Here is a 25694-nt window from a genome sequence, read left to right as displayed (position 1 = left end):
GATGTCGGTGGGGGTGGTGGCCGTGGCGTGTGCGGGGGCGGCGGCCTGGATGGCGGGCGACGGGCGAGGCGCCGGGGTGCGGCGTGCCCGGTTGCTGTTGGCGGGCGGCGGGGCGGTGGGGCCGCCGGCCTGGATGAGGGCCGTCGGCCGGGTGCGGCGGCTCGGGGCGGAGTGGTGGGCGCCGGTGGCCGGGTTGGTGATCGCGGTGCTGGGGGCCTCGGTGCTGCCGGTCCTCGCGGGAGCGGCCGGCGTGCCGCTGCTGAGGCGGGTGCGGCGGGCGTCGGAGGCACGCCGGGACCGGGACCGACGGGGCGACGGCGTGGTCGCGCTGTGCGCGGCGCTCGCCGGCGAGGTGCGGGCCGGGCGGCAGCCGGGTGAGGCGTTGTCGCGGGCCGCGCGGGACTCGGGCGGCCTCGGCGAGGCCGAGGCCGTGGTGCTGGCGGCGGCCCGGTTCAGCGGGGACGTGCCGGGTGCCCTCTCGGGCGCGGCACGTCAGCCGGGCGCCGACGGGCTGCTGGGGCTCGCCGCGTGCTGGCGGGTGGCCGTCGACCGGGGCGCTGGCCTCGCCGCCGGGCTCGACCGGCTGGAGGGCGCCCTGCGCGCCGAGCGGGACCAGCGGGCCGACCTGCGCGCCCAGTTGGCCGGCGCCCGGTCGACGGCGGTGATGCTCGCCGGGCTACCGGTGCTGGGACTCCTGCTGGGCACCGCGCTCGGCGCCGACCCGCTGCACGTGGTCCTGCACAGCACGGCCGGGCTGGGCTGTCTGCTCGTCGGCGCGGTGTTGGAGGGCGCGGGCCTGTGGTGGGCGCTGCGGATCGTACGGGGAGCTGAGGCGGCGTGAGCGGGGAGGTTGTCCACAGGCTGGGGGCGGCCCTCTGCGCGGTCGTGGGACTGTGGTGGCTCGCCCGATCGCTCGACATGGCGCGACGCGAACGAAAGCTGCGCGCCCGGCTGGCCAAGGTGCTCGTCCTCGTGGCCGAACCGCCCCGGCGGAGCCTCGTGCCACGGCGTGCCGTACGGCACTGGCTGCCGGTCGCCGGGGCGGTCTGCGCCGGTTGGGTGCTCGTCGGCGGCCTCCCGGGGCTGCTGCTGGGGCTGGCAGCCGGAGTCGGGGCCTGGCAGTGGCTGCGCAGGGCGCGGCGCGCGGGCGGCGACCCGGCAGAGGCGTACGACGCCGCACGGGCCGCACGACAACTGCCTCTGGCCGCCGACCTGCTGGCCGCCTGCATCACCGCCGGCGCGAGCCCTGTGGTGGCCGCACAGGCCGTCGGCGAGGCCCTTGGCGGGCCGGTGGGCGAGCGGCTGGCCCGGGGCGCGGCCGAGGCGCGGCTGGGGGGCGAACCGGCCGAGGCGTGGCGCGCCTTGGCCGCCCTCCCCGGCGCCGGCGCTCTGGCACGGCTCCTGGAACGGGCCGACCGGTCCGGCGTGCCGACCGCCGCCCCGGTGGCCCGTCTCGCCGCCGAGGCGCGCGCCGCGTGGGGACGTTCGGCCACGGAACGCGCACGCAGAGCCGCCGTGCTGGTCACCGCACCGGTGGGGCTGTGCTTCCTGCCCGCCTTCATCGCGGTGGGCGTGCTGCCGGTGGTGATCGGGCTGGCGGACGGGTTGCTGGGAGGGGGTGGGCGATGACGGGGCGGACTTGAACGACAGCGGTGGCCGGCGACGACCGGTCGGCGGCCGGTGATCAGCGGTGACAGGCCATCAGTGGCCATCAGCAAGCAACGGAACAGAGCCTCATGGGGGTTGAGATGTACAAGGCAGTACGGGAAGCGGTGCGGGTTCGGATGGCGCGTGCCGTGGTGTGCCGGGTGCGGGCGGCGCGGAGGGACGCGGGGATGGTGACCTCCGAGTACGCGGTGGGGATCATCGCGGCGGTGGCCTTCGCCGCGGTGCTCTACAAGGTGGTGACCAGCGGGCAGGTCCAGGCGGAGCTGCAGGAGATCGTCTCGAGGGCTCTCAATGGCGGGGGGTGAGGTGCGTGGGCCACGACGGCGTCGCGGGGCCCTGGGCGGCGACGACGGGTTCGTGACGGCCGAGGCGGCCATGGTCCTGCCCGTGCTGCTGCTCTTCGCCTCGGCGCTCGTGTGGGCCCTGTTCGCCGCCTGCGCGCAGATCCAGGTCGTGGACGCCGCCCGGGCCGGTGCCCGGGCGGCGGCCCGGCAGGACCCGCCGGCCACCGTCATGGCGGCGGCCCGGCAGACGGCGCCGGACGGGGCGGAGGTGAGCGTCAGCCGGAAGGGCGACCTCGTACGCGTGGTGGTGTCGGCCCGGGCGCCGGGGCCGGGAGGGCTGGGCCTGGACCTCAGCCACACGGCCGTGGCGCTGGCGGAGGAGACGGTGGGATCGGTGGAGGTGGGGACCGGGTGAGGAGATCTGGATCGGACAGAGGCTCCGCGACGGTCTGGGCGGTCGGCGCGATCGCGGCGCTGTGCGTCGTGTTCGGTGCCGTGCTCGCCTTGGGACAGGCCTTTGTGATCCGGCATCAGGCGTCAGCCGCGGCCGATCTCGCGGCCCTCGCCGCCGCCGATCACTGGATGAAGGGCAGCGAGGGGGCCTGCGCGACGGCCGAACGCGTGGCACGGGCCCAGGGCGGCCGACTTGTGCACTGCGAGGTCGAGGGAGAGGTCTCGGATGTCACGGCGGCGTCGGGCACGGGCCCGCTGACCGCCGAAGCCAGGGCCCGTGCGGGCCCACCATCCCCGACAACGGGTTAGAGCCCTCTTGGCAGGGAAGGCCCGGTGCGCGCTCCGCAAGGGGCGCGGGGGACTGCGCGACCAGCCCACACACAACCGTCGGCCGCCGGACCACAGCACCTCCCGAGCCCCGAGGCGCCCAAAGCCGCCGAGCTCCAAGGCACCCCCGAGTCCTAAGGCACCGGGTCGCCCAGCGGAGCGTCGGGCGCGGCCTTCAGCAGCTCGGTCAGCAGCCGTACCGCTCCCCGCTTGTGCAACGGCTCGTTGCCGTTGCCGCACTTGGGGGACTGGATGCAGGACGGGCAGCCGGCGTCGCACTCGCAGGAGGCGATGGCCTGACGGGTGGCGGTGAGCCAGGCGCGGGCGGTGTGGAAGGCGCGCTCGGCGAAGCCCGCGCCGCCGGGGTGGCCGTCGTAGACGAAGACCGTCGGGAGCAGGGTGTCCGGGTGGAGCGGGACCGACACGCCCCCGATGTCCCAGCGGTCGCAGGTCGCGAAGAGGGGCAGCATGCCGATCGAGGCGTGTTCGGCGGCGTGCAGGGCGCCGCCGAGGATCTCGGGGTTGATCCGGGCCGCGTCCAGCTGGTCCTCGGTGACGGTCCACCAGACGGCACGGGTGCGCAGCGTACGAGGAGGGAGGTCGAGTTTGGTCTCGCCCAGCACCTCGCCGGTGATGAGGCGGCGACGGAGGAAGGAGACGACCTGGTTGGTGACTTCGACGGATCCGTAACACAACCGGCCGTCACCCCAGGGGACCTCGGTGTCGGTCTCCAGGACGGAGATGGAGGTGGTGTCGCGGGCGACCGTCGCATAGGGCGGGTCGGCCTGCTCGACGAGGGCGACGGAGTCCTCCAGGTCCAGTTCGCGCACCAGGTACGTACGGCCCTGGTGGAGATGGACCGCGCCCTCGTGGACGGTGGTGTGGGCGGCACCCGCGTCGACCGTGCCGAGGAGCCGGCCCGTGCCGGTCTCGACGACCTGGACGGGGCGGCCGCCCTGGCCCCGGATGTCGGTCAGGTCGGCGGCCCGTTCGCGGCGGGTCCAGTGCCAGGCCTTGGCGCGGCGGCGGAGCAGTTTCGCGGCCTCCAGCTGCGGCAGCAGCTCCTCGCACGCCGGGCCGAACAGGCCGAGGTCGTCGTCCGTCAGGGGCAGTTCCGCGGCGGCGGCGCACAGGTGGGGGGCGAGGACGTACGGGTTGTCGGGGTCGAGGACGGTCGATTCCACCGGTCGGTCGAAGAGGGCCTCCGGGTGGTGGACCAGGAAGGTGTCCAGCGGGTCGTCGCGGGCCACGAGGACGGCGAGGGCGCCCTGCCCGGAGCGTCCGGCGCGGCCGGCCTGCTGCCACAGGGAGGCGCGGGTGCCGGGGTAGCCGGCGATGAGGACGGCGTCCAGGCCGGAGATGTCGATGCCGAGTTCGAGGGCGGTGGTGGCGGCGAGACCGAGGAGTTCGCCGGAGTGGAGGGCGCGTTCGAGGGCGCGGCGTTCCTCGGGGAGGTAGCCGCCACGGTAGGCGGCCACGCGGCGGGCCAGGGAGCGGTCCACCTCGGCGAGACGTTCCTGGGCGATCACCGAGATCAGTTCGGCACCGCGCCGGGAGCGTACGAAGGCGACCGAACGCACGTCTTGCAGGATCAGATCGGTCAGCAGGTCCGCCGTCTCGGCCGTCGCCGTACGCCGGACCGGGGCGCCCTTCTCGCCGTGCAGGTCGGTGAGCGGGGGCTCCCAGAGGGCGAACACCAGTTCACCACGGGGCGAGGCGTCGTCCGCGACCTCGGTGACCTGGACGCCGGTGAGGCGGCCGGCGGCGACCGAGGGCTCGGCGGCGGTCGCGGAGGCCAGCAGGAAGACGGGCTCGGCGCCGTAGCGGGCGCAGAGGCGGCGCAGACGGCGCAGCACCTGGGCGACGTGGGAGCCGAAGACGCCGCGATAGGTGTGGCACTCGTCGATGACCACGTACTTGAGGGCACGCAGGAACGAGGACCAACGAGGGTGGGAGGGGAGGATTCCGCGGTGGAGCATGTCGGGGTTGGTGAGGACGTAGTTGGCGTACTGGCGCACCCACTCGCGTTCCTCGACGGGTGTGTCGCCGTCGTACACGGCCGGGCGGACCGCGTTTCCGAGAGGTTGTGAAAGTTCCTTCACGGATCGGCACTGATCCGCCGCGAGGGCTTTGGTGGGGGCCAGGTAGAGCGTGGTCGCCCCGCGGCCGTTGGGGGCCTCGGCGCCGTCCAGGAGGCGGGAGAGGACCGGGACGAGATAGGCGAGCGACTTGCCGGAGGCGGTGCCGGTGGCGACCACGACCGAGTCGCCGTCCAGCGCGTGCTCGGCGACGAGTGCCTGGTGGGCCCAGGGATGTTCGATTCCGGCGGACTGTACGGCGGCGACGACCTCCGAGCGGATCCGGTCAGGCCAGACGGCATGGCGGCCCGCGCGCGGGGGCACATGCTCCGTATGAGTGATGCGCGAAGCCCGGCTCGGCCCCGAGGCGAGCCGGTCCAGGACCGTGCCCGGCGAGGGGCTGGGGGCAGTGTCCGTCGGGGATCGATCGGATCGGTGATTCTTGGCCATCGGCATCGAGTGTGTCACCGGCGTGACGGACAATGGAGCCAAGGCGTCGTGCACGCCTGCCGGTAAGTGATTGAATGCCATCGCGGCTGGCGAACCGTCCCGGGGGCTTTCAAGCCGAGGTGTCCCGAGGGGCGAACGCTCGATAGCAAGGTGCTGGAGGATCCGTGGACCTGTCCCTGTCGACCCGTACCGTCGGCGATCGTACGGTCGTCGAGGTCGGTGGCGAAATCGACGTTTATACCGCGCCCAAGCTGCGTGAGCAGCTGGTCGAGCTGGTCAACGACGGGAGTTTCCACCTCGTCGTCGACATGGAGGGCGTCGACTTCCTCGACTCCACCGGGCTCGGCGTTCTGGTGGGCGGCCTGAAGCGAGTACGGGCCCACGAGGGCTCGCTGCGCCTGGTGTGCAACCAGGAGCGGATTTTGAAGATCTTCCGCATCACCGGTCTGACCAAGGTGTTCCCGATTCACACCTCGGTCGACGAAGCGGTGGCGGCCACTGACTGATCACGTCCGTCCGGGCCCTGTGCCCGGACGGCCACAGACAAGTGAGGGGGACCGGGCCCGTGCGGCCCGGCCCTCCGACAGCACGCCCGTAGTTCCGAGGGGGATGCATGGCCACCGTTGAACTCCGCTTCAGCGCGCTGCCCGAGCACGTCCGGACCGCCCGACTGGTGGCGGCAGCGGTGGCGCGCAGGGCCGGAGTGGACGAGGCCGTCCTCGACGAGGTCAGGTTGGCCGTCGGTGAGGCGTGCACCCGTGCCGTCGGACTGCATCAGAGCAGCGGTATCTCGGCGCCGGTGCGGGTGTCGCTGATCGAGGAGGAGAAGCAGTTCTCCATCGAGGTGGGCGACGAGGCGCCGCACGCCGTCCCCGGTGACTCGTCATCGGGTGCCGGTGGCGGAGCGGACGTCGATCTCGAGGAGGACGACATGGGCCTCGCGGTCATCAGCGGCCTCGTCGACGACGTCGAGGTCTCCGCCGGGGAGAACGGCGGACTGATCCGCATGACCTGGCCGACGACACCGTCGGTCGCCGTGCTGCCCTGACCTGATCCTCACAACTTCAAGTAGTACCGCGAGGGCCCTGCTGAGCAGGGCCCTTCGTGTTTGTTCGACAGTTATTCCGATCACCGTTCATCGGAACACCGGAATTCGTGAAGGAATTCACGATCAATCACGCGATAATTCGATCAAGCGTCAATGCCTTTGAGGCGTTACCTCTTTCGAGTAATGTGCCCGCGTGCGGATCACGTGCGGATCATTTGCTCAAGGGCATGTGAAGGCCAATTGCGTTTCCCGTGCACTGTTTTGATCAGGTTCCGCTCCCTACAATCCGTCCACATCTTGAGCTCAGCCCAAGCGTCAAGGAGGACGAATGGCGGGGCTTTCTACCCCTCAAAGGTTTGACCACACCACGAACGTCGCAGCCGCGGTCCTGACCGACGACAACCGGATCATCGTCCTGGTGATCGGCGTCGTGGCACTGGCCGCGCTCGCCGTCGCCGGGGTCCTGGTCCGCCAGGTGCTCGCCGCGGGCGAGGGCACCGACAGCATGAAGAAGATCGCGGCGGCCGTACAGGAAGGCGCGAACGCCTATCTGGCACGACAGTTGCGCACGCTCGGCGTATTCGCCGTCGTCGTGTTCTTCCTGCTCATGCTGCTGCCCGCGGACGACTGGAATCAGCGCGCCGGACGCTCGGTGTTCTTCTTGATCGGCGCGCTGTTCTCGGCGGCCACCGGTTATATCGGTATGTGGCTCGCCGTGCGCAGCAATGTGCGCGTCGCCGCAGCGGCTCGGGAAGCGACACCGGCACCTGGAGAGCCGGAAAAAGATCTCACCGCCGTCTCGCACAAGGCGATGAAGATCGCATTTCGCACGGGCGGCGTCGTCGGCATGTTCACGGTGGGGCTCGGCCTCCTCGGCGCGTCCTGCGTGGTGCTCGTGTACGCGGCCGACGCGCCGAAGGTGCTGGAGGGATTCGGCCTCGGGGCCGCCCTCATCGCCATGTTCATGCGTGTCGGTGGCGGCATCTTCACCAAGGCCGCCGACGTCGGCGCCGACCTGGTCGGCAAGGTCGAGCAGGGCATTCCGGAGGACGACCCGCGCAATGCCGCGACCATCGCCGACAACGTGGGCGACAACGTCGGCGACTGCGCGGGCATGGCGGCCGACCTCTTCGAGTCCTACGCCGTGACGCTCGTCGCCGCGCTGATCCTCGGCAAGGCGGCGTTCGGTGACGCCGGGCTCGCGTTCCCGCTGATCGTGCCCGCGATCGGCGTGATCACCGCGATGATCGGCATCTTCGCGGTGGCGCCACGCCGCACGGACCGCAGCGGCATGTCCGCGATCAACCGCGGCTTCTTCATCTCTGCGGTGATCTCCCTGGTGCTCGTCGCCATCGCCGTCTACGCCTACCTGCCGTCGTCGTACGCCGACCTCGAAGGGGTCACGGACACGGCGATCGCGGGCCACGGCGGCGACCCACGGGTCCTCGCGGTCATCGCGGTGGCCATCGGCATCGTGCTGGCCGCGCTGATCCAGCAGCTGACCGGCTACTTCACCGAGACCAGTCGGCGTCCCGTGAAGGACATCGGCAAGAGTTCGCTGACCGGCGCGGCCACCGTCGTCCTCGCCGGTATCTCCATCGGTCTCGAATCGGCCGTGTACACCGCCCTGTTGATCGGCCTCGGCGTGTACGGGGCGTTCCTGCTCGGCGGTACGTCGATCATGCTCGCGCTGTTCGCGGTGGCGCTCGCCGGCACCGGTCTGCTCACCACGGTCGGCGTCATCGTCGCCATGGACACGTTCGGGCCGGTCTCCGACAACGCGCAGGGCATCGCCGAGATGTCCGGCGACGTCGAGGGCGCGGGCGCCCAGGTGCTCACCGACCTGGACGCCGTCGGCAACACCACCAAGGCCATCACCAAGGGCATCGCCATCGCCACGGCCGTACTCGCGGCCGCCGCGCTCTTCGGCTCGTACCGCGACGCGATCCTCACGGCCGCGAACGACGTCGGTGAGAAGGTCTCCGGCGAAGGCGCGCCGATGAACCTGATGATGGACATCTCGCAGCCGAACAACCTCGTCGGGCTCGTCGCGGGCGCCGCGGTCGTCTTCCTCTTCTCGGGGCTGGCGATCAACGCGGTCTCCCGGTCGGCGGGCGCGGTGGTCTACGAGGTGCGGCGGCAGTTCCGCGAGCACCCCGGGATCATGGACTACAGCGAGAAGCCGGAGTACGGCCGGGTCGTCGACATCTGCACCAAGGACGCCCTGCGGGAGCTGGCCACGCCCGGTCTGCTCGCGGTCATGGCGCCGATCGCGGTCGGGTTCACGCTCGGGGTCGGCGCGCTGGGCGCGTATCTCGCCGGGGCGATCGGGACCGGGACGCTGATGGCGGTGTTCCTCGCCAACTCCGGAGGCGCGTGGGACAACGCCAAGAAGCTCGTCGAGGACGGCCATCACGGCGGCAAGGGCAGTGAGGCCCATGCCGCGACCGTCATCGGCGACACGGTCGGCGACCCGTTCAAGGACACGGCGGGACCGGCCATCAACCCGCTGCTGAAGGTGATGAACCTCGTCGCGCTGCTCATCGCGCCCGCGGTCGTCCAGTTCAGCTACGGCGAGGACAAGAGCGTCGGTCTGCGGGTCGCGATCGCCGTGGCCTCGATCGCCGTGATCGTCGGGGCGGTGTACGTGTCGAAGCGGCGCGGGATCGCCGTGGGTGACGAAGGCAACTCCGAGCGGGTGGCCAAGTCGGCGGATCCGGCGGTGGTTTCGTAGGCGGTCTGACGGCCGGCCTCACGAGGGTCCAGCTCAAGGGGCGGGCGGGCGGCACGCGTTGACGTGCCGCCCGCCCGCCCTTGTGCATGCCGGCGTTCTCCGTGAGCCTTCTCTCTCTTGGTGCAAATGGTTACAAAAGGGTGCACGGGGGGTGCTCGGCACACAGGTGTCGCCCATCTGGCGTGTATGTTCCGGGGCCGAGAGCCACGGAAGGGACCAATCCGGTGAACAAGAAGCTCGCGGCCGCACTGTCCGGCGGTGCGGTACTGGTACTGGCGCTGTCCGGCTGCAGCAGCGACGACGAGACGAACGACAAACTGAACTCCTGGGCCAAGGAGGTCTGCGACTCCGTACAGCCGCAGATCAAGAAGATCGCGGCGGCCAACGCCTCGATCCAGAAGGAGACCTCGGACGACAGCGCACCGGCGGACGTGCAGAAGGCCGACTCCCAGGGCTTCCAGGACATCTCCGACGCCTACAAGGCGATGGCGACGGCCATTCAGCAGGCCGGGGCGCCGGACGTCGAGGAGGGCGAGAAGAAGCAGAAGGCCGCGGTGGCGGAGCTGAACCAGCTCTCCACCGCCTACGCCGATCTGAAGAAGAAGTCGGACGCGCTGAACACGAAGGACCAGGCGAAGTTCGCGGACGGGCTCGAGGGTGTCGCCACCGAGTTGGAGAAGCTGAGCAAGACCGGCAGCGACGCGCTGAAGGAGCTGGAGAAGGGGGAGGTGGGCAAGGCCATGGCCGAGCAGGAGAGCTGCAGGTCCGCGACTCCCTCCGGGGTGGCCTCGGCACCGGCTTCGGCGACCAAGAGCTGAGCGGCGGCTGACTGGGCCGGGGCCGCGTCAGCCACCCGGCGGTCGTGCTGGGCGGGGGCGGGTTCCGCGGCTCGGCGGTGCGAGGTGCCGCTGCGCCCACCCTCCCCCACGCGGCTACGCTGAGCGGTGTGAGTGACTTCAGGCTGTCTTCTCTGCCCTCTGTCGACCGCTCCGATGTTGCTGCTCGGCTGCGTGAGGCGCTGCTCGGCGCGGACTTCACCGCCGATGGGCTGCTCGAGTTGCTCGGTGCCTCCGCGTACGCGGCGTTGGCGCGGAGCGAGGTCGTCCCGGCGCTCAGGGCCACTCGGGGGGAGACGGCGCTGGAGGGGCTGGTGCGGCTGTTCCTGTTGCAGCAGCCGGTGCCACGCGCGCGCGTGGAGGGTGTGCTGCCCGTGGACGCGTGCGTGGAGAGCGGCTGGTTGGTCCGGGCGGGTGACGACGGCGCTGACGTCGCCGCCGCCGTCGACGTGAGGCCCTACGGCGGGCCCGGCGGTGAGGACTGGTTCATCGTGTCCGACCTGGGGTGTGCGGTCGGCGGGGCCGCTGGCATCGGGAGCAAGGACGAAGGCGTCGTGCTCGGCGTGGGCGGGGCGTCCACGACCCTCGCCGGCATCACCGTGCGCACGCCCGTCGCCGCCGCCCTCGACCTCGGCACCGGCTCCGGTATCCAGGCGCTGCACGCCGCCCAGCACGCCACGCGCGTGACGGCGACCGACCTCAACCCGCGCGCGCTGCACATCACGGCGCTCACGCTGGCGCTCTCCGGCGCACCGGCGGCCGAGCTGCGCGAGGGCTCGCTTTTCGAGCCGGTCGGGGAGGACGAGACGTACGACCTCATCGTGTCGAATCCGCCGTTCGTGATCTCGCCCGGCGCCCGGCTCACCTACCGGGACGGCGGGATGGGCGGGGACGATCTGTGCCGCACGCTCGTCTCACAGGCGGGGGAGCGGCTGAACGAGGGCGGGTTCGCGCAGTTCCTCGCCAACTGGCAGCACGTGGAGGGGGAGGACTGGCAGGAGCGGCTCCGGTCGTGGGTGCCGCGCGGCTGCGACGCGTGGATCGTGCAGCGGGAGGTCCAGGACGTCACGCAGTACGTCGAGTTGTGGCTGCGGGACGCGGGCGACCATCGAGGTGACGCGGCCGAGTACCAGGCGCGGTACGACGCGTGGCTCGACGAGTTCGAGGCACGGAAGGTGAAGGGCGTCGGGTTCGGCTGGATCACGCTGCGCAGGTCGGCGGCCGCCGACACCGAGCCCTCGATCACCGTCGAGGAGTGGCCGCATCCGGTCGAACAGCCGCTCGGCGAGACCGTGCGGGAGCACTTCGCGCGCGTCGACTACCTGCGGGCGAACGACGACGCGGCGCTCCTCGCCGCGCACTTCCGGCTCACCGCCGAGGTCGTCCAGGAGCAGGTCGGGCTGCCCGGCGCCGAGGACCCCGAGCATGTGGTGTTGCGTCAGAACCGGGGCATGCGCCGGGCCACGAAGGTGGACACGGTCGGCGCGGGATTCGCAGGCGTGTGCGACGGCACGCTCAGCGCGGGTCGGATTCTGGACGCCATCGCCCAGCTCGTCGGCGAGGACCCGGTGGCATTGCGCGACCGGACGCCGGTGCAGATCCGGCTGCTGGTGGAACAGGGGTTCCTCGAACCGGCCCGGTGACGATTTCCGTACCGCCCGGTGACGGTACCGGTACCCCGCCCGGCGCCCGTCCCCGCAACATGCGGGGCGTATTCGCACTCCTGGGGCCCATGCGTCCCCTCTGTCTGAATTGGTCCGTAAAAGGGCTCCTGTCAGTGGTGCGTGCGAAGCTATTTTCAAGAGACGGATTCGACGTGTCCTCGGGGGAGGCACGCGCTGTCTCTGGGGGATCGGGGGATCGCGATGGCGGGGGATACGCCGGAGCAGGGCCAGGGAAGGATCATCAACGACCGGTACCGACTGCTGCGCACTCTGGGCGCGGGCGGCATGGGCCGGGTCTGGCTCGCGTACGACGAGGAGTTGGCCTGCGAGGTCTCCATGAAGGAGATCTCCCTGCCCGAGGTTTCGATGGACGCCGCCGAGCCGGCGCAGCGCATCGCCCGGGCCCGCAGCGAGGCCCGGCACGCCGCGCGGCTGCGCGGACATCCGCATGTGGCGACCGTCCACGACGTGGTGCTGCACGAGGGCCTGCCGTGGATCGTCATGGAGTACGTGCCGGACGCGATCGACCTCCAGGCGGTCGTACGGCAGCGGGGGCCGCTCCCGCCCGAGCAGGTCGCCCGAATCGGCCTCGCCGTCCTCGACGCGCTCACGGCGGGGCACCGGATCGGCATCCTGCACCGGGACGTGAAACCGGCCAACATCCTGCTGGCCGCCGACTCCTCGGGCGACCCCTACGCGCGCGTGCTGCTCACCGACTACGGCATCGCGCTCCAGCCGGAGTCCCGCGAACCCCGGCTCACCGCCACCGCCGGCATCCTCGGCACCCCCGGGTATCTGGCACCCGAGCGCGCGCGGGGCGAGCCGCCGACACCGGCCGCCGACCTGTTCTCGCTCGGCGCCACGCTGTACGCGGCGGTCGAGGGCCGGGGCCCCTTCGACCGGCACGGCGAGTACGCCACCCTCACGGCCCTGCTCGGCGAGGAGCCGACGCCCCCCGCCCGCGCCGGTGAACTGGCCCCCGTCCTGCACGGATTGCTCATCAAGGACCCGGTGCGCCGGCTGTCGCCGGAGGCGGTGGCACGCGGCCTGGAGCGGGTGGCGGACGCCGGCAGCGCGTCGACACCGCCGGGCTGGGGAGCGACCCCCGCCTCGGCCCCCGGAAGCTTCGGACCGGCACCCGGCACTCCCGGTACCCCCGGCGCCCCCGGCGGTCACGAGACCGCCGGTGCGCCCCCGGGGTACGTGGCGAGCACCCCGCCCGGGTACGTGTCGGCAGGCCAGCACGGTGTCGCGGGCACACCGAACACTCCGGGCGCGCCCCACACGCCGTACACGCCACAGACCCCCGGGGCCCCGCACACGCCCGGTGGGCCCCCGGCGCCGAACACCCCGTACACCCCGGCGGGCGGCCCGCCCACACCGGGCGCGGGCCCGGCCGGCCCGGGTGGCTCCTCGCCGTACGGCCAGTGGCAGCAGGGGCAGCAGCCCCGTGGCCCGTACGACGGCTACAACCCCGACGGCGGTGGCCCGCCCGCGCCGTACGGGAGCACGCCGGATGGCAGCCGGCCCACGCCGTACGGCGGCACCGTCGGCCAGCAGTCGTCGCCGTACGCGGGCATCCCGTCGGGGCCGTACGGGGGCGGTGGTGGGCAACCGCCGGGGAACGCGCAGTTTCCGACCATCACGGCCGGTGGGCCCCCGCCGCCAGGTGGAGGGAAACCGAAGATGCCCGTGGCGGCGATCGTCGCGATCGTGGTCGCCGTGCTGCTGGTGGCGGGCGGCGGGACCTGGGCCGCGGTGAAATGGGCGGGCGGGCCGGCCCCCAAGCCCTCCGAGACGCCGCAGGCGCTCGTGTCGCCGCCGGGCTCGGAGTACCCCTACGGCGAGAAGGCCGCGCTCAAGAAGGCGCTGCAGGTGGGGGACTGCGTCAAGGCCGTGTGGACGGGGGCGGCGTTCGAGTCGGTGCCCGACCTCGGTGTGGTGGACTGCGACGAGGACTGGCCGGACGGCCAGGTCGTGGCGATAGAGACGGCGTCGGACCACGCGGACGCCAGGGCCGGCGGCGCGCAGCGCTGCGCCGGTCAGGCCGACCCGCTGGCCGAGGCCCTGCCCGACGCGGGCGTCTACGCGCTCGTCCCCACGAAGGAGGGCTTCGCCACGGCCAAGGGCGGTACGGCATGTCTCGTACTCGGCAAGCACGTCCCGATCGGCGGTGAGGTGGGCCGACTCCGTGACGTGGGCATGAATCTGTGGCCCACTCAGATGGCCGTCGGCGACTGCTGGGACTACACCACGAGGGAGGACGAGGGGTACGACGCACCGCTGACCGACTGTGCCGAAGCGCACACCGACCAGGTCGTCGGATCGGTCCAGGCCCCGGACAGCATGACCTTCCAAGGGGCCCTCGACGAAGGCGGCAAGCTGTGCACCAACAGGTTCGAGTCGACTTGGGCACCCGGCGCTGACCTGATCGTGTCGGGTTGGGTCTCGGACAAGACGGAATGGGAGAAGGGCTTCAACAAGGTGGTGTGCACGGTGCGCAACGCCGATGTGTCGAAGACGACCGGGAAGATACCCACGCCCGGCTCGGTCTGAGAGCCCGGACGCCTCGCGTTCACCTCGGGTTCGCGCGCCCGCTTCCCGTCCGTGCCAGCCTCCCGTCCCGGGCCAGTCGAGGGGTGGGAGAACGGGACATGGAGAGCGGACCGGCGATCTTCGTGGGAGTGGTGTTCGCCCTGTTCGGGGGCGGGCTGCTGCTGTGGACCACGACCCGGCTGCGGCAGGGTCGGCCCGTCGCCCACGGGGTGCACCCCGTGACATCGGCGACACTCGCGAGCGTCATGGCGGTCACCGCCCTCGTGCTCGGCGCATGGTGCTTCACCCGCATCTGAAGGGGCTCCGGGGCTGGAGCCGGGGCATGGGCACGTAACTGAGAGATGACCCTCCGTATCGGCCCGAAGGAGCCGATGAAGACGCCGGGCGGCAGGAATGGCGGTAGTCGGGTTACCGTTCGAGTGGCCGTTGCGGGCTTTTCCCGTTTGACACGGGGGCGGGATGTACCGTCACACTCCGCAGCGTCAGCATGACCCGACCCCCGGGCCGACGCCGAGCCCCGTGCGAGGCACCGACCTCAGGGGGTGCCCGCCCCGGGACGCAAGCCTGGGGGAACCCAGCGTCGACCGGAGAGAAGAGCGAAGTTGTCCCCGACCAGCGAGACCGCGAAGGGCGGCCGCCGACTCGTGATCGTCGAGTCGCCTGCCAAGGCGAAGACGATCAAGGGCTATCTCGGCCCCGGCTACATCGTCGAGGCGAGCGTGGGGCACATCCGCGACCTTCCCAACGGCGCCGCGGAGGTGCCCGAGCAGTACACCGGCGAGGTGCGCCGCCTCGGCGTGGACGTCGAGCACGACTTCGCGCCCGTCTACGTGGTCAACGCGGACAAGAAGGCGCAGGTCAGGAAGCTCAAGGACCTGCTGAAGGAGTCCGACGAGCTCTTCCTCGCCACCGATGAGGACCGCGAGGGCGAGGCCATCGCCTGGCACCTCCAGGAGGTCCTCAAGCCCAAGGTCCCGGTCAAGCGGATGGTCTTCCACGAGATCACCAAGGCCGCGATCCAGGCCGCCGTCGCCAACCCGCGCGAGCTCAACCAGAAGCTCGTCGACGCCCAGGAGACCCGCCGCATCCTCGACCGTCTCTACGGCTACGAGGTCTCGCCGGTCCTGTGGAAGAAGGTCATGCCGCGCCTGTCGGCGGGCCGCGTCCAGTCCGTCGCGACCCGGCTCGTGGTGGAGCGGGAGCGCGAGCGCATCGCCTTCCGCTCGGCCGAGTACTGGGACCTGACCGGCACCTTCGCCACGGGCCGCGCCGGCGACGCCTCCGACCCGTCGTCGCTGGTCGCACGCCTGCAGTCGGTCGACGGCCGCCGCGTCGCCCAGGGCCGCGACTTCGACTCCCTCGGGCAGCTCAAGGGCGCGAACGTCCTGCACCTGGACGAGGCGAACGCGCGAGCGCTGGCCGCTGCCCTGGAGAACACCCGGTTCGCGGTGCGCTCCGTCGAGTCCAAGCCGTACCGCCGCTCGCCGTACGCCCCCTTCCGCACGACGACGCTCCAGCAGGAGGCCTCGCGCAAGCTGGGCTTCGGAGCCAAGGCGACGATGCAGGTGGCGCAGAAGCTGTACGAGAACGGCTTCATCACCTATATGCGTACGGACTCCACGACGCTCAGCGACACCGCCGTGGCCGCCGCCCGGGCCCAGGTCACGCAGCTGTACGGCGCCGACTACCTGCCGGCACAGCCGCGTACGTACGCCGGGAAGGTCAAGAACGCGCAGGAGGCGCACGAGGCGATCCGCCCCTCGGGTGATCGTTTCCGCACACCTGCCGAGACCGGTCTGACCGGTGACCAGTTCAAGCTGTACGAGCTGATCTGGAAGCGGACCGTCGCCTCCCAGATGAAGGACGCGACGGGCAACAGCGTCACGGTGAAGATCGGTGGCACCGCCGCCGACGGCCGGGACGCCGAGTTCAGCGCCTCCGGCAAGACGATCACCTTCCACGGCTTCCTCAAGGCCTACGTCGAGGGCGCCGACGACCCGAACGCCGAGCTGGACGACCGCGAGCGCCGACTGCCGCAGGTCAGCGAGGGTGACGCGCTCTCCGCCGAGGAGATCACGGTCGACGGGCACGCCACCAAGCCCCCGGCCCGCTACACCGAGGCGTCGCTGGTCAAGGAGCTCGAAGAGCGCGAGATCGGCCGCCCGTCGACGTACGCGTCGATCATCGGCACGATCCTCGACCGGGGCTATGTGTTCAAGAAGGGCACGGCCCTCGTGCCGTCCTTCCTGAGCTTCGCCGTGGTCAACCTCCTGGAGAAGCACTTCGGGCGGCTCGTCGACTACGACTTCACCGCCAGGATGGAGGACGACCTCGACCGCATCGCACGCGGTGAGGCCCAGGCGGTGCCGTGGCTGAAGCGGTTCTACTTCGGCGAGCCCACGGGCGTGGGCGGCGCGGCGGCCGAGGCCGGCAACGGCGACGGGGACCACCTCGGCGGACTGAAGGAACTCGTCACCGACCTGGGCGCGATCGACGCCCGCGAGGTGTCGTCCTTCCCCGTCGGCAACGACATCGTGCTGCGCGTCGGGCGCTACGGCCCGTACATCGAGCGCGGTGAGAAGGATGCCGAGGGGCACCAGCGCGCCGACATCCCCGAGGACCTGGCTCCGGACGAGCTGTCGGTCGAGCTGGCGGAGGAGCTGCTGGCGAAGCCGAGCGGCGACTTCGAGCTGGGGACCGACCCGGCGACCGGGCACCAGATCGTCGCCAAGGACGGGCGCTACGGGCCGTACGTCACGGAAATCCTTCCCGAGGGCACGCCGAAGACCGGCAAGAACGCGGTCAAGCCGCGTACGGCCTCGCTGTTCAAGTCGATGTCCCTGGACACGGTGACCCTCGACGACGCCCTCAAGCTGATGTCGCTGCCGCGGGTCGTCGGCGCGGACGCCGAGGGGCAGGAGATCACCGCGCAGAACGGGCGGTACGGGCCGTACCTGAAGAAGGGCACGGACTCGCGGTCGCTGCAGACCGAGGACCAGCTCTTCACGATCACCCTCGAAGAGGCTCTGGCGATCTACGCCCAGCCCAAGCAGCGTGGGCGGGCCGCCGCCAAGCCGCCGCTGAAGGAGCTGGGGGAGGACCCCGTCAGCGGCAAGCCGGTCGTGGTGAAGGACGGCCGCTTCGGGCCGTACGTCACCGACGGCGAGACCAACGCGACGCTGCGGTCCGGGGACAGCGTGGAGACGATCACGCCCGAGCGCGGGTTCGAGCTGCTCGCGGAGAAGCGGGCGAAGGCTCCCGCCAAGAAGACGGCGAAGAAGGCGCCCGCGAAGAAGACGGCGACCAAGGCCGCCACCGCGAAGAAGGCCGCGCCGGCGAAGAAGACCGCCGCGAAGAAGACGGCGACTTCGAAGACCGCTGCGGCGAAGAAGGCGGCTCCTGCGAAGAAGGCGGCTCCTGCGAAGAAGGTGGCGGCGAAGAAGGCCGCGGCTTCGGGAGAGGGCGCCTAGTAGCTCGGGGGTGCGGGTGGTTCGGCGGCCGCGGGTGGGTTGTGGCTGATCACGCAGTTCCCGCGCCCCTGACTTGGCCGCCGTTCGCGTTGGCTGGAATCTTCACCTCTTCTTTGCTCGATCTGCTCCGTTTGTGCGACTTGGTGGTGCGGTGTGCGTGCGTTCGGGCGCTGCTTCGGGGTGTCGGTGGGTGCCGATAGGCTGAAAGCATGATGCGAGCCGAGCAGCCGACGGCCCACAACCCGGCCCCCGACGAGGCACTGGCAGCCGATTCCAGGGAGCGTGCCGTGCGCGCGCTGCTGCGCCGGCCGCAGTTGAAACGGTTGTGGAGCGCACAGCTCGTGGGCGGCGTGGGCGATGTGCTCGCGCTGTTCGTGCTGGTGCTCCTCACCTTCCAGACCGCGATCGCCGAGGGCTCCTTCGGCGGTGGATACCGAGGCGTCGCCCTGACGGTCGCTGCCGTCTTCGGCACGCGCGCTCTCGCGACGCTGCTCTTCGGCGCCGTACTTCTCGGGCCGCTCACCTCGCTGACCTCCCAGGAGGGTCCGCTCGACCGCCGCTGGACGATGGTCGGCGCGGACGGACTGCGGGTCCTGCTGCTGATCGTGGCGCCCCTGTGGATCGACTGGACGCCGGACAACGCGCTCGCGGTGCTGCTGGTCACCGTGTTCGTCGTCGGTGTCGCCGAGCGGTTCTGGACGGTCTGCCGGGAGAGCGCGGCGCCCGCGCTGCTGCCCGCCCCGCCGCTGGAGGGCGCGACCGTACGCCCGCTGCCGGACCACATGGACGCGCTGCGGCGCCTGGCCCTGCGGACCGGGTTCGTGGCGGTGCCCCTCGCTGCCGCCGTCCTCGTCGTGGCCGCCTTGCTCAACAACCTGCTGGGCGCGGGCATCGACTGGTTCGGGCAGCACCAGGCCGCGCTCGCCTCGTACGTCGCCGCCGGGCTCTTCGCCGCCTCGCTGTCCTTGGTGACCTTCCTCGAACTGCCCAAGACGCGCACCCCGCGCGCGCGGTCGCCGCTGGAGGGGCTGCGCCGGCCCAAGACCGGCACCGGTGTCGACAAGGGCCGTACGGGCGCCATTCCGCTCCTCGTGCCCGCCTGCGGTGCGGTCGCCGGCGCGGTCGCCGCGGCCGTCGCCGTCGCCGTGCTGCACGCCAAGGACCTCGGTGGCGGGCCGGTGCTGTTCGGGCTGCTGGTGGCCGCGCTGACCGGTGGGGTCGTCGTCGGGATCCGGCGTGGGCCCTCCGTGCTGCCCTCGCTGTCAAGGCGCCGGCTGCTCGCTCTCGCGATCGCCTTCACCGGTGTCGCGCTACTGGCCGCCGGGCTGACGCCGGACGTCACGAGTGTGGTGCTGATCCTGGGGCTGGCCGGTGCCGGTGCGGGGATCGCCGCGAACACGGGGCACACGCTGCTCGACCAGGAGGCCGAGGACTCCCGGCGGGCCCGGACCACCGAGCATCTGCACGCCGTCGTACGGGTGTTCGTGGCGTTGGCGGCGCTCGTCGCTCCGCTGGTCGCCGCCGTCATCGGACCGCACCGGCTGGAGAGCGGCAAGTTCGTGTTCGCCCACGGTGGTGCGGCGTTCACGCTGATGCTGGTGGGGGCGCTGCTGCTGCCGGTCGCCGCGCTGGTGCTCGCCAAGGTCGACGACCGGTCCGGGGTGCCGCTTCGGCAGGACCTGCGGGACGCCCTGCTGGGGGGCGACGATCCGGAACAGGCGCCCGCGGACACCGGGTTCTTCATCGCCATGGAGGGCGGTGACGGTGCGGGGAAGTCCACTCAGGTCGAGGCGCTCGCCGAGTGGATCCGGGCCAAGGGGCACGAGGTCGTGGTGACGCGGGAGCCGGGGGCCACGCCGGTGGGGAAGCGGCTGCGGTCGATTCTGCTGGACGTGTCGTCGGCCGGTCTGTCGCATCGGGCCGAGGCGCTTCTGTACGCGGCGGATCGTGCCGAGCATGTGGACACCGTGGTGCGGCCCGCGTTGGAGCGGGGCGCCGTGGTCATCTCGGACCGGTACATCGATTCGTCCGTGGCCTATCAAGGGGCAGGGCGGGACCTCTCGCCGACCGAGATCGCCCGGATCTCGCGGTGGGCGACGGATGGGCTCGTTCCTCATCTGACGGTGCTGCTCGATGTGTCGCCGGAGACGGCGCGGGAGCGGTTCACCGAGGCGCCGGACCGGTTGGAGTCGGAGCCGGCGGAGTTCCACGAGCGGGTGCGGGCGGGGTTCCTGACGCTGGCCGCGGCGGACGCCGGCAGGTACCTGGTCGTCGACGCCGGGCAGGACCCCGAGGCGGTCACGACCGTTGTCCGGCATCGGCTCGATGTGATGTTGCCGCTGTCCGAGGCCGAGATCCAGGCGCAGGAGGAGGCCCGGCGCAAGGCCGAGGAGGAAGCGCGGCGCAGGGCCGAGGAAGAGGCCGCGCGGAAGGCCGAGGAGGAGCGGCTGGAGCGGGAGCGCCAGGAGGAGCTCGCCCGGCTGCGTGCCGAGGAGGAGGAGCGCAAGCGGCGCGAGCTGGAGGAGGCTCAGCGGCGTGAGGCGGAGCGGCAGGCCGAGGAGGCCCGGCAGCGGGCCGAGGAGGCGCGTCGCCGTGCCGAGGAGGAGCAGGCGCGGCTCCTCGCGGAGGAGAAGGCCCGGGCCGAGGAGGAGGAGCGGCGGCGGGCCGAGGAGGAACGCCGACGTCAGCAGGCCGCGGAGGAGCAGCGGTTGCGGGCGGAGGCGGAGGCCCGGCGCCTGGAGAAGCAGCGGAAGGCCGAGGAGGCCTTGCTTCGCGCCGAGGAGGCTCGGAGGGTGGCCGCCGCGGCGGAGGCGCAGCGGGTGGCTGCTGTCGCTGAGGCTGAGCGGAGGGCTGCCGAGCGGGCTGCTGTTGAGCGGGCTGCCGCGGCTGAGGCGGAGAGGGCTGCGGCGGAGAGGGCTGCCGCGGCTGAGAGGGAGACGGGGAGGGGCGCTGCTGACGGGTCGGGTGCTGGGGCTGAGCGCGGCGGTGGGGCTTCGGGGGCTTCTGGGGCTGAGCGGGGAGATGGAGCTTCGGGAGCTTCGCGGAGCGGCGGCGCTGACGAGGCGGTGACTGTGCCTACGCCTGTTGTGACGCCGACGAACGCGTCCGGTGGGCCGGTGGACGAGACGGCGGTGCTGCCGCCCGTGCGGGACGATCGGGTGCCGCCGGGTGGGTCGGATTCGGAGACGACGGCGAAGTTGCCGAAGCCGCCGGTGCCGTCTTCGGGGGCGGACTCGGAGGATGAGACCACGGTGTTGCCGCAGGTGCCTTCGGGTGCGGGCGAAGCCGAGGAGACGGCGGTGCTGCCACCGGTGCGGGACGATCGGGTGCCGCCGGGGTTCTTCCGGGACGAGCGGCCCGGGCCGGATGGGACGGAGGATCGGACGCGGGAGCTTCCGCAGGTCGATGAGACGGGGGCTCCTCGGAGGCGGCCTCGCTCGGACTGGGCCGAGGAGACACCGCTGGACGACCTGCCGACTCTGGCGGACGAGCTGTTGGGCCCGCGTGGCGAGGACGACGGTGAGGAGCGGCGCGGTTGGGGGCGGCGGCGCCGGTGAGTCGTTGAACGGGGAGTCGTTGAACGGGGAGTCGTTGAGGCGGGCGGGGGTGGGGGCGGGCTGGTGGGCTCGCTTGCCTCTCACCGCTTGCCGCTCTTGCTGCTTGCCGCTCGGCGATTGGCGCTCGGCCCACTCCCCGTACCGGGCCGCTTGAGCCCTCCCCGCACAAGGGACCGGTCACGCGCGCTGAGGTGGGGCGGTGATCGTGCGCGGGACGCGTTGTCGGTGGGGTCGCGCACAATGGGCGCGAGAGGTGTCTGGGACGGGTGGTGGTGGTCATGGCCGTGTGGGACGACCTGGTGGGGCAGGAGCGGCTGAGTGCGCAGTTGGACGCGGCCGCTCGGGATGCGGACGCCATCGTCACGGCGGCGGAGGTCGGCGGGCCGCCTCCCGAGGCTTCGAAGATGACGCACGCGTGGTTGTTCACGGGGCCGCCGGGCTCGGGACGGATCACGGCGGCGCGGGCGTTCGCGGCGGCGTTGCAGTGTGTGAGCCCGGACCGGGCGCTCGGCGGGAGCCCAGGGTGCGGGTTCTGTGACGGGTGTCATACGGCGTTGGTGGGGACCCACGCGGATGTCAGCACGGTGGCGGCCGTGGGCACGCAGATCCTGGCCGACGACATGCGGGACACGGTGCGCAAGTCGTTCACGTCGCCGGCGAACGGGCGGTGGCAGATCATCCTCGTCGAGGACGCCGAGCGGTTGAACGAGAAGTCGGCGAACGCGGTGCTGAAGGCCGTGGAGGAGCCCGCCCCACGGACGGTGTGGTTGCTGTGCGCGCCTTCGCTGGAGGATGTGCTGCCGACGATCCGGTCGCGGTGCCGGCACGTGGGTCTGCTCACGCCGTCCGTGGACGCGGTCGCGGACATGCTCGTACGGCGGGAGGGGATCGAGCCCGAGGCTGCCGCTGTGGCGGCGCGGGCCACCCAGGGTCATATCGAGCGCGCCCGGCGGCTCGCGACCGATCCTCGGGCGCGGGAGCGGCGGGCCGCTGTGCTGAAACTGCCGTTGCGGGTCGAGGACATCGGGGGGTGTCTGAAGGCCGCGCAGGAGCTGGTGGACGCGGCGTCGGAGGAGTCGAAGCAGCTCGCCGAAGAGGTCGACACCAAGGAGACCGAGGAGCTGAAGGCGGCGCTGGGCGCGGTGCAGGGCGGGCGCATGCCGCGCGGTACGGCGGGCGTGATGAAGGATCTGGAGGACAAGCAGAAGCGGCGGCGTACGCGGGCGCAGCGGGACAGTCTGGATCTCGCCCTGACCGAGCTCACCGGGTTCTACCGGGACGTACTGGCTCTGCAGTTGGGGTCGCGGGTGGCGCTCGCCAATGTCGAGGTCCAGGACACGCTGGAGCGGATGGCGCGGGGTGGGACGCCGGAGTCGACGTTGCGGCGGATCGACGCGATCGCGGCGTGTCGGGAGGCGCTGGACCGGAATGTGGCGCCGTTGCTGGCCGTGGAGGCGATGACGATGGCGTTGCGGGCCGGGTGACGGGGCGCCTTCCTGATGCCACGGGGCGATGTCGGTGATGGGGTGACTCGGGCTTCGGCTGGCGCCTGGCAGTCGCGGAGGGGCGTCGGCTGGCGGCTGGCGGCCGCGGAGGGGCGTCGGCTGGCAGCCGGCGGTCGGGGAGTGGGTGGTGGGCGGCGGTCGGGGATTGAGTGGGGGCAGTGGACGGTAGGTCGTGGGCAGTGGGTGGTGGGTCGGGGGTGGCGCGTTCGCTTGACCGTGTCACTCGTACGAGGAGCTTTCGTCGCCGTTCGTGATCATCGGGGTGCGTGTGGTTACGCTCGCGAAATGCACATCAGGCGCACTTCCCGGCCGAATCGGTCTCTGAGGGCCGGCGGCGCGTTGCTCGCCGCAGCCGCGCTGCTCGTCTCGGCCTGCTCCTCCGGCGGTCCCAGTACGGCGGCCACGGCGGCCACGGCGGCCACGGCGGCGGACGGGGGACCCGCTGCCGCGCAGCCCCACCCGACACCGGCGGCGCTGGCCCCGTACTACGAGCAGAAGCTGAGCTGGCGCGGTTGCGAGATCCCCGGCTTCCAGTGCGCCACGATGCGGGCGCCCCTCGACTACGGGAATCCGGGTGAGGGCGACATCAAGCTGGCCGTCTCGCGGAAGAAGGCGACCGGGCCGGGCAAGCGGCTCGGCTCGCTGCTGGTCAATCCGGGCGGGCCGGGCGGCTCGGCGGTCGGCTACGTGCAGGGGTACGCCGGCGTCGGCTATCCGGCCAAGGTGCGGGCGCAGTACGACATGGTGGCCGTCGACCCCCGGGGTGTGGCCGGCAGCGAGCCGGTCACCTGTCTCACCGGCCGCCAGATGGACGCGTACACGCAGACGGATCTCACCCCGGACGACACGGGAGAGACGACCGGCCTGGTCGCCGCGTACAAGCGGTTCGCGGAGGGGTGCGGGAAGCGGGCGCCGAAGCTGCTGCGGCACATCTCCACGGTCGAGGCGGCTCGGGACATGGACATCCTGCGGGCCGTGCTGGGCGACGCGAAGCTGACGTACGTCGGCGCCTCCTACGGGACGTTCCTCGGCGCGACGTACGCGGGGCTGTTCCCGGGGCGCGTGGGTCGGCTCGTGCTGGACGGCGCGCTGGACCCGTCGCTGCCCGCTCGTCGGCTCAACCAGGAGCAGACGGCGGGCTTCGAGACGGCGTTCCAGGCCTTCGCGAAGGACTGCGTCGGGCGGAAGGACTGCGTGCTGGGAAGCACGCCCGCACAGGTCGGCGAGAACCTGCGCGGGCTCTTCGAGCGGCTGGACGCGCGACCGCTCCCGACCGGCGACGCCGACGGCCGGCAGCTCGGCGAGTCGCTGGCCACGACGGGCGTGATCGCGGCGATGTACGACGAGGGCTCCTGGCCCCAGCTGCGTCAGGCCCTCACCCAGGCGGTCAGGAACGAGAACGGCACCGGCCTGCTCGCCCTCTCGGACAGCTATTTCGAACGCGACCCCGGCGGCACCTACTCCAACCTGATGTACGCCAACGCCGCCGTGAACTGCCTAGACCTCCCGCCCGCCTTCAACACCCCCGAGGAGGTCGAACGTGCCCTCCCCCAGTTCGAGAAGACCTCCCCGGTCTTCGGGCGGGCGCTGGCGTGGGCCTCCCTGAACTGCGCGTACTGGCCGGTGAGGCCGACGGGCGGGCCGCATCGGATCGAAGCCAAGGGGGCCGCCCCGATCGTGGTCGTCGGCACGACGCGCGACCCGGCCACCCCGTACCGCTGGGCCCAGGCCCTCGCTTCCCAGCTCTCCTCCGCCCGCCTCCTCACCTACGACGGCGACGGCCACACCGCCTACGGCCGCGGCAGCGCCTGCGTCGACTCCACGATCAACGCCTACCTCCTCCGAGGCACACCCCCGACCGACGGAAAGCGCTGCTCAGCCCCCTGACCACCCACCCCGCCCGGCCGCGCTCCGGGGTGCCCCGACCCTTGGTTCGGAGCACCCCGGAAACTGTGTAGACTTACCGACGTTGCTGATCGCACCATAGTGCGGACAGCGCGCCGCCTTAGCTCAGATGGCCAGAGCAACGCACTCGTAATGCGTAGGTCTCGGGTTCGAATCCCGAAGGCGGCTCTATGGTGAACCCCAGGTCATGCCTTTGACCTGGGGTTTCTTGTTTCGGATGACCTTGAAATCGACCCAAGTAGCGCCTCTGGGGTCTGTGCATCGTAATGCGTGGGTCGGGGGTTTGGTTTCTGTGACCGTGTAGACGGCCTGAGCCTCTGAGCTGGTCTTTTGCTCATCCGGGAGGGGTGGGTCAGACATACGCGATGAGGTTCGGTGGGCAACCGGTGGACAGGTGTGCCTGACGCTCCATCAGCAGCCTGTGGTTGCACCTGGAGCGACGGGGTGAACATACGATCGCCTTCAATGCGGCGACGGAAGCAGCGGGACTGTCAGGTCCGGACAACTTCAGGTCGGACACGGTCAGCTGCCCGTCTGCGATGCCGTCGTATGAGGGATAGCGTCCTCGGGGTCGTAGTGGCCGTTCCTGTTTGAGCTTGGCAAGGGGCCGGAGGCGCCCGCACATGCTGTGCTGGTCCTGCGCCGGTCCGTGCCGAACCGTGGCGGCCACCGCGTCGACGACCGTTGGCAGGAGCGGGTGCACGTCCTTCGCGCCGAAGCGGCTGATGAAGGTCAGCCGTCCGGGAACGTCCTTTCGGATTTCAGTGTCCGGCTCAGGGTGACGGCGTCCTCCGGGGGCAACGTTGGCCCCAGCCTGACAGCGATGGGTTGTGCACAGCGTGCGCGAGGCCTGCGTGGGCTTCATCCTGCCGGTGTGTCGGCTCTCTGGTCACGATCCGGTCGAAGTGGGCGGATCCGTTGTATCCGCCGTGCGCGTCCTCCCGCGCCAAGGGCTGCTCATGGGCATGGGCGGTGCGTGCGGTGGAGGGCTGTGGGGCGGTTCAGTCTCGAAATGCCCTTGATCCGGTAGAGGAAGTCCCATACGTTTCTTTGGCCACTGCTGAACGGCATGGCCACATCAATTTCATAGCGGGCTCTGGGGAGAGCCTGGGGGGAGACAAGGGTATGACCAACCCTTGGTTCCGGGGGCTTCGTGCTG

17 protein-coding genes and 1 tRNA gene are annotated in these 25694 nt (G+C 71.6%); 17 read left to right on the top strand and 1 reads right to left on the bottom strand.

Annotated elements, in window-relative coordinates; all coding sequences use genetic code 11:
• Position 1 precedes the first annotated feature (1 nt).
• The 5 genes from ACWD26_RS12860 to ACWD26_RS12840 all read left to right on the top strand — a co-directional run bounded on the left by ACWD26_RS12860 (position 2) and on the right by ACWD26_RS12840 (position 2714).
• Positions 2 to 841, top strand: coding sequence for a type II secretion system F family protein (locus ACWD26_RS12860; protein ID WP_451269628.1), 840 nt, complete (start codon positions 2 to 4; stop codon positions 839 to 841).
• Positions 838 to 1629, top strand: coding sequence for a type II secretion system F family protein (locus ACWD26_RS12855; protein ID WP_451269172.1), 792 nt, complete (start codon positions 838 to 840; stop codon positions 1627 to 1629). The genes ACWD26_RS12860 and ACWD26_RS12855 overlap by 4 nt, the downstream gene beginning before the upstream one ends.
• 119 nt (positions 1630 to 1748) lie before the next feature.
• Positions 1749 to 1973: a DUF4244 domain-containing protein gene (locus tag ACWD26_RS12850; RefSeq protein ID WP_451269170.1), complete on the top strand. Its 225-nt coding sequence runs from the start codon at positions 1749 to 1751 to the stop codon at positions 1971 to 1973.
• Positions 1960 to 2367 (top strand): TadE family type IV pilus minor pilin, encoded by a 408-nt coding sequence (locus tag ACWD26_RS12845; RefSeq protein ID WP_451269168.1) that lies wholly within the window; start codon positions 1960 to 1962, stop codon positions 2365 to 2367. Before ACWD26_RS12850 ends, ACWD26_RS12845 begins: the two co-directional genes overlap by 14 nt.
• A complete protein-coding gene (locus ACWD26_RS12840) occupies positions 2343 to 2714 on the top strand; it encodes an Rv3654c family TadE-like protein (protein ID WP_451269626.1) in 372 nt (123 codons plus the stop codon). Before ACWD26_RS12845 ends, ACWD26_RS12840 begins: the two co-directional genes overlap by 25 nt.
• A gap of 152 nt (positions 2715 to 2866) precedes the next feature.
• Here the strand turns inward: ACWD26_RS12840 and ACWD26_RS12835 are convergent, their stop codons facing one another.
• A complete protein-coding gene (locus ACWD26_RS12835) occupies positions 2867 to 5341 on the bottom strand; it encodes a DEAD/DEAH box helicase (RefSeq protein WP_451269166.1) in 2475 nt (824 codons plus the stop codon).
• 83 nt (positions 5342 to 5424) lie between these two features.
• Here ACWD26_RS12835 and bldG point away from each other — a divergent pair, with 83 nt between their 5' ends.
• The 12 genes from bldG to ACWD26_RS12775 all read left to right on the top strand — a co-directional run bounded on the left by bldG (position 5425) and on the right by ACWD26_RS12775 (position 24703).
• Positions 5425 to 5766: an anti-sigma factor antagonist BldG gene (bldG, locus tag ACWD26_RS12830; RefSeq protein WP_005475923.1), complete on the top strand. Its 342-nt coding sequence runs from the start codon at positions 5425 to 5427 to the stop codon at positions 5764 to 5766.
• 107 nt (positions 5767 to 5873) lie between these two features.
• Positions 5874 to 6308, top strand: coding sequence for an ATP-binding protein (locus ACWD26_RS12825; RefSeq protein ID WP_451269164.1), 435 nt, complete (start codon positions 5874 to 5876; stop codon positions 6306 to 6308).
• Between the two features lie 328 nt (positions 6309 to 6636).
• On the top strand, positions 6637 to 9042 hold the full coding sequence (locus ACWD26_RS12820) for a sodium-translocating pyrophosphatase (protein ID WP_451269162.1): 2406 nt from the start codon (positions 6637 to 6639) through the stop codon (positions 9040 to 9042).
• Positions 9043 to 9266: 224 nt separating this feature from the next.
• Entirely contained in the window at positions 9267 to 9860 is a 594-nt protein-coding gene (locus ACWD26_RS12815; protein WP_451269160.1) for a small secreted protein, read from the top strand.
• 128 nt (positions 9861 to 9988) lie between these two features.
• On the top strand, positions 9989 to 11521 hold the full coding sequence (locus tag ACWD26_RS12810) for a DUF7059 domain-containing protein (protein WP_451269158.1): 1533 nt from the start codon (positions 9989 to 9991) through the stop codon (positions 11519 to 11521).
• Between the two features lie 222 nt (positions 11522 to 11743).
• Entirely contained in the window at positions 11744 to 14098 is a 2355-nt protein-coding gene (locus tag ACWD26_RS12805) for a protein kinase domain-containing protein (protein ID WP_451269156.1), read from the top strand.
• Between the two features lie 98 nt (positions 14099 to 14196).
• Positions 14197 to 14394 carry a hypothetical protein gene (locus ACWD26_RS12800; RefSeq protein WP_451269154.1) on the top strand — a complete coding sequence of 66 codons (198 nt, stop codon included), beginning with the start codon at positions 14197 to 14199 and terminating at the stop codon, positions 14392 to 14394.
• A gap of 306 nt (positions 14395 to 14700) precedes the next feature.
• Entirely contained in the window at positions 14701 to 17568 is a 2868-nt protein-coding gene (gene topA / locus ACWD26_RS12795) for a type I DNA topoisomerase (RefSeq protein ID WP_451269152.1), read from the top strand.
• Positions 17569 to 17777: 209 nt separating this feature from the next.
• A complete protein-coding gene (gene tmk / locus ACWD26_RS12790) occupies positions 17778 to 21125 on the top strand; it encodes a dTMP kinase (RefSeq protein ID WP_451269150.1) in 3348 nt (1115 codons plus the stop codon).
• Positions 21126 to 21403: 278 nt separating this feature from the next.
• Positions 21404 to 22609, top strand: coding sequence for a DNA polymerase III subunit delta' (locus tag ACWD26_RS12785; RefSeq protein WP_451269148.1), 1206 nt, complete (start codon positions 21404 to 21406; stop codon positions 22607 to 22609).
• A gap of 306 nt (positions 22610 to 22915) precedes the next feature.
• A complete protein-coding gene (locus ACWD26_RS12780; protein WP_451269146.1) occupies positions 22916 to 24517 on the top strand; it encodes an alpha/beta hydrolase in 1602 nt (533 codons plus the stop codon).
• 112 nt (positions 24518 to 24629) lie between these two features.
• Positions 24630 to 24703: transfer RNA gene (locus ACWD26_RS12775), tRNA-Thr, on the top strand.
• Positions 24704 to 25694 lie beyond the last annotated feature (991 nt).

It is taken from the genome of Streptomyces sp. NPDC002787, from assembly GCF_053592095.1.
This window is presented reverse-complemented; position numbering and strand designations above follow the sequence as displayed.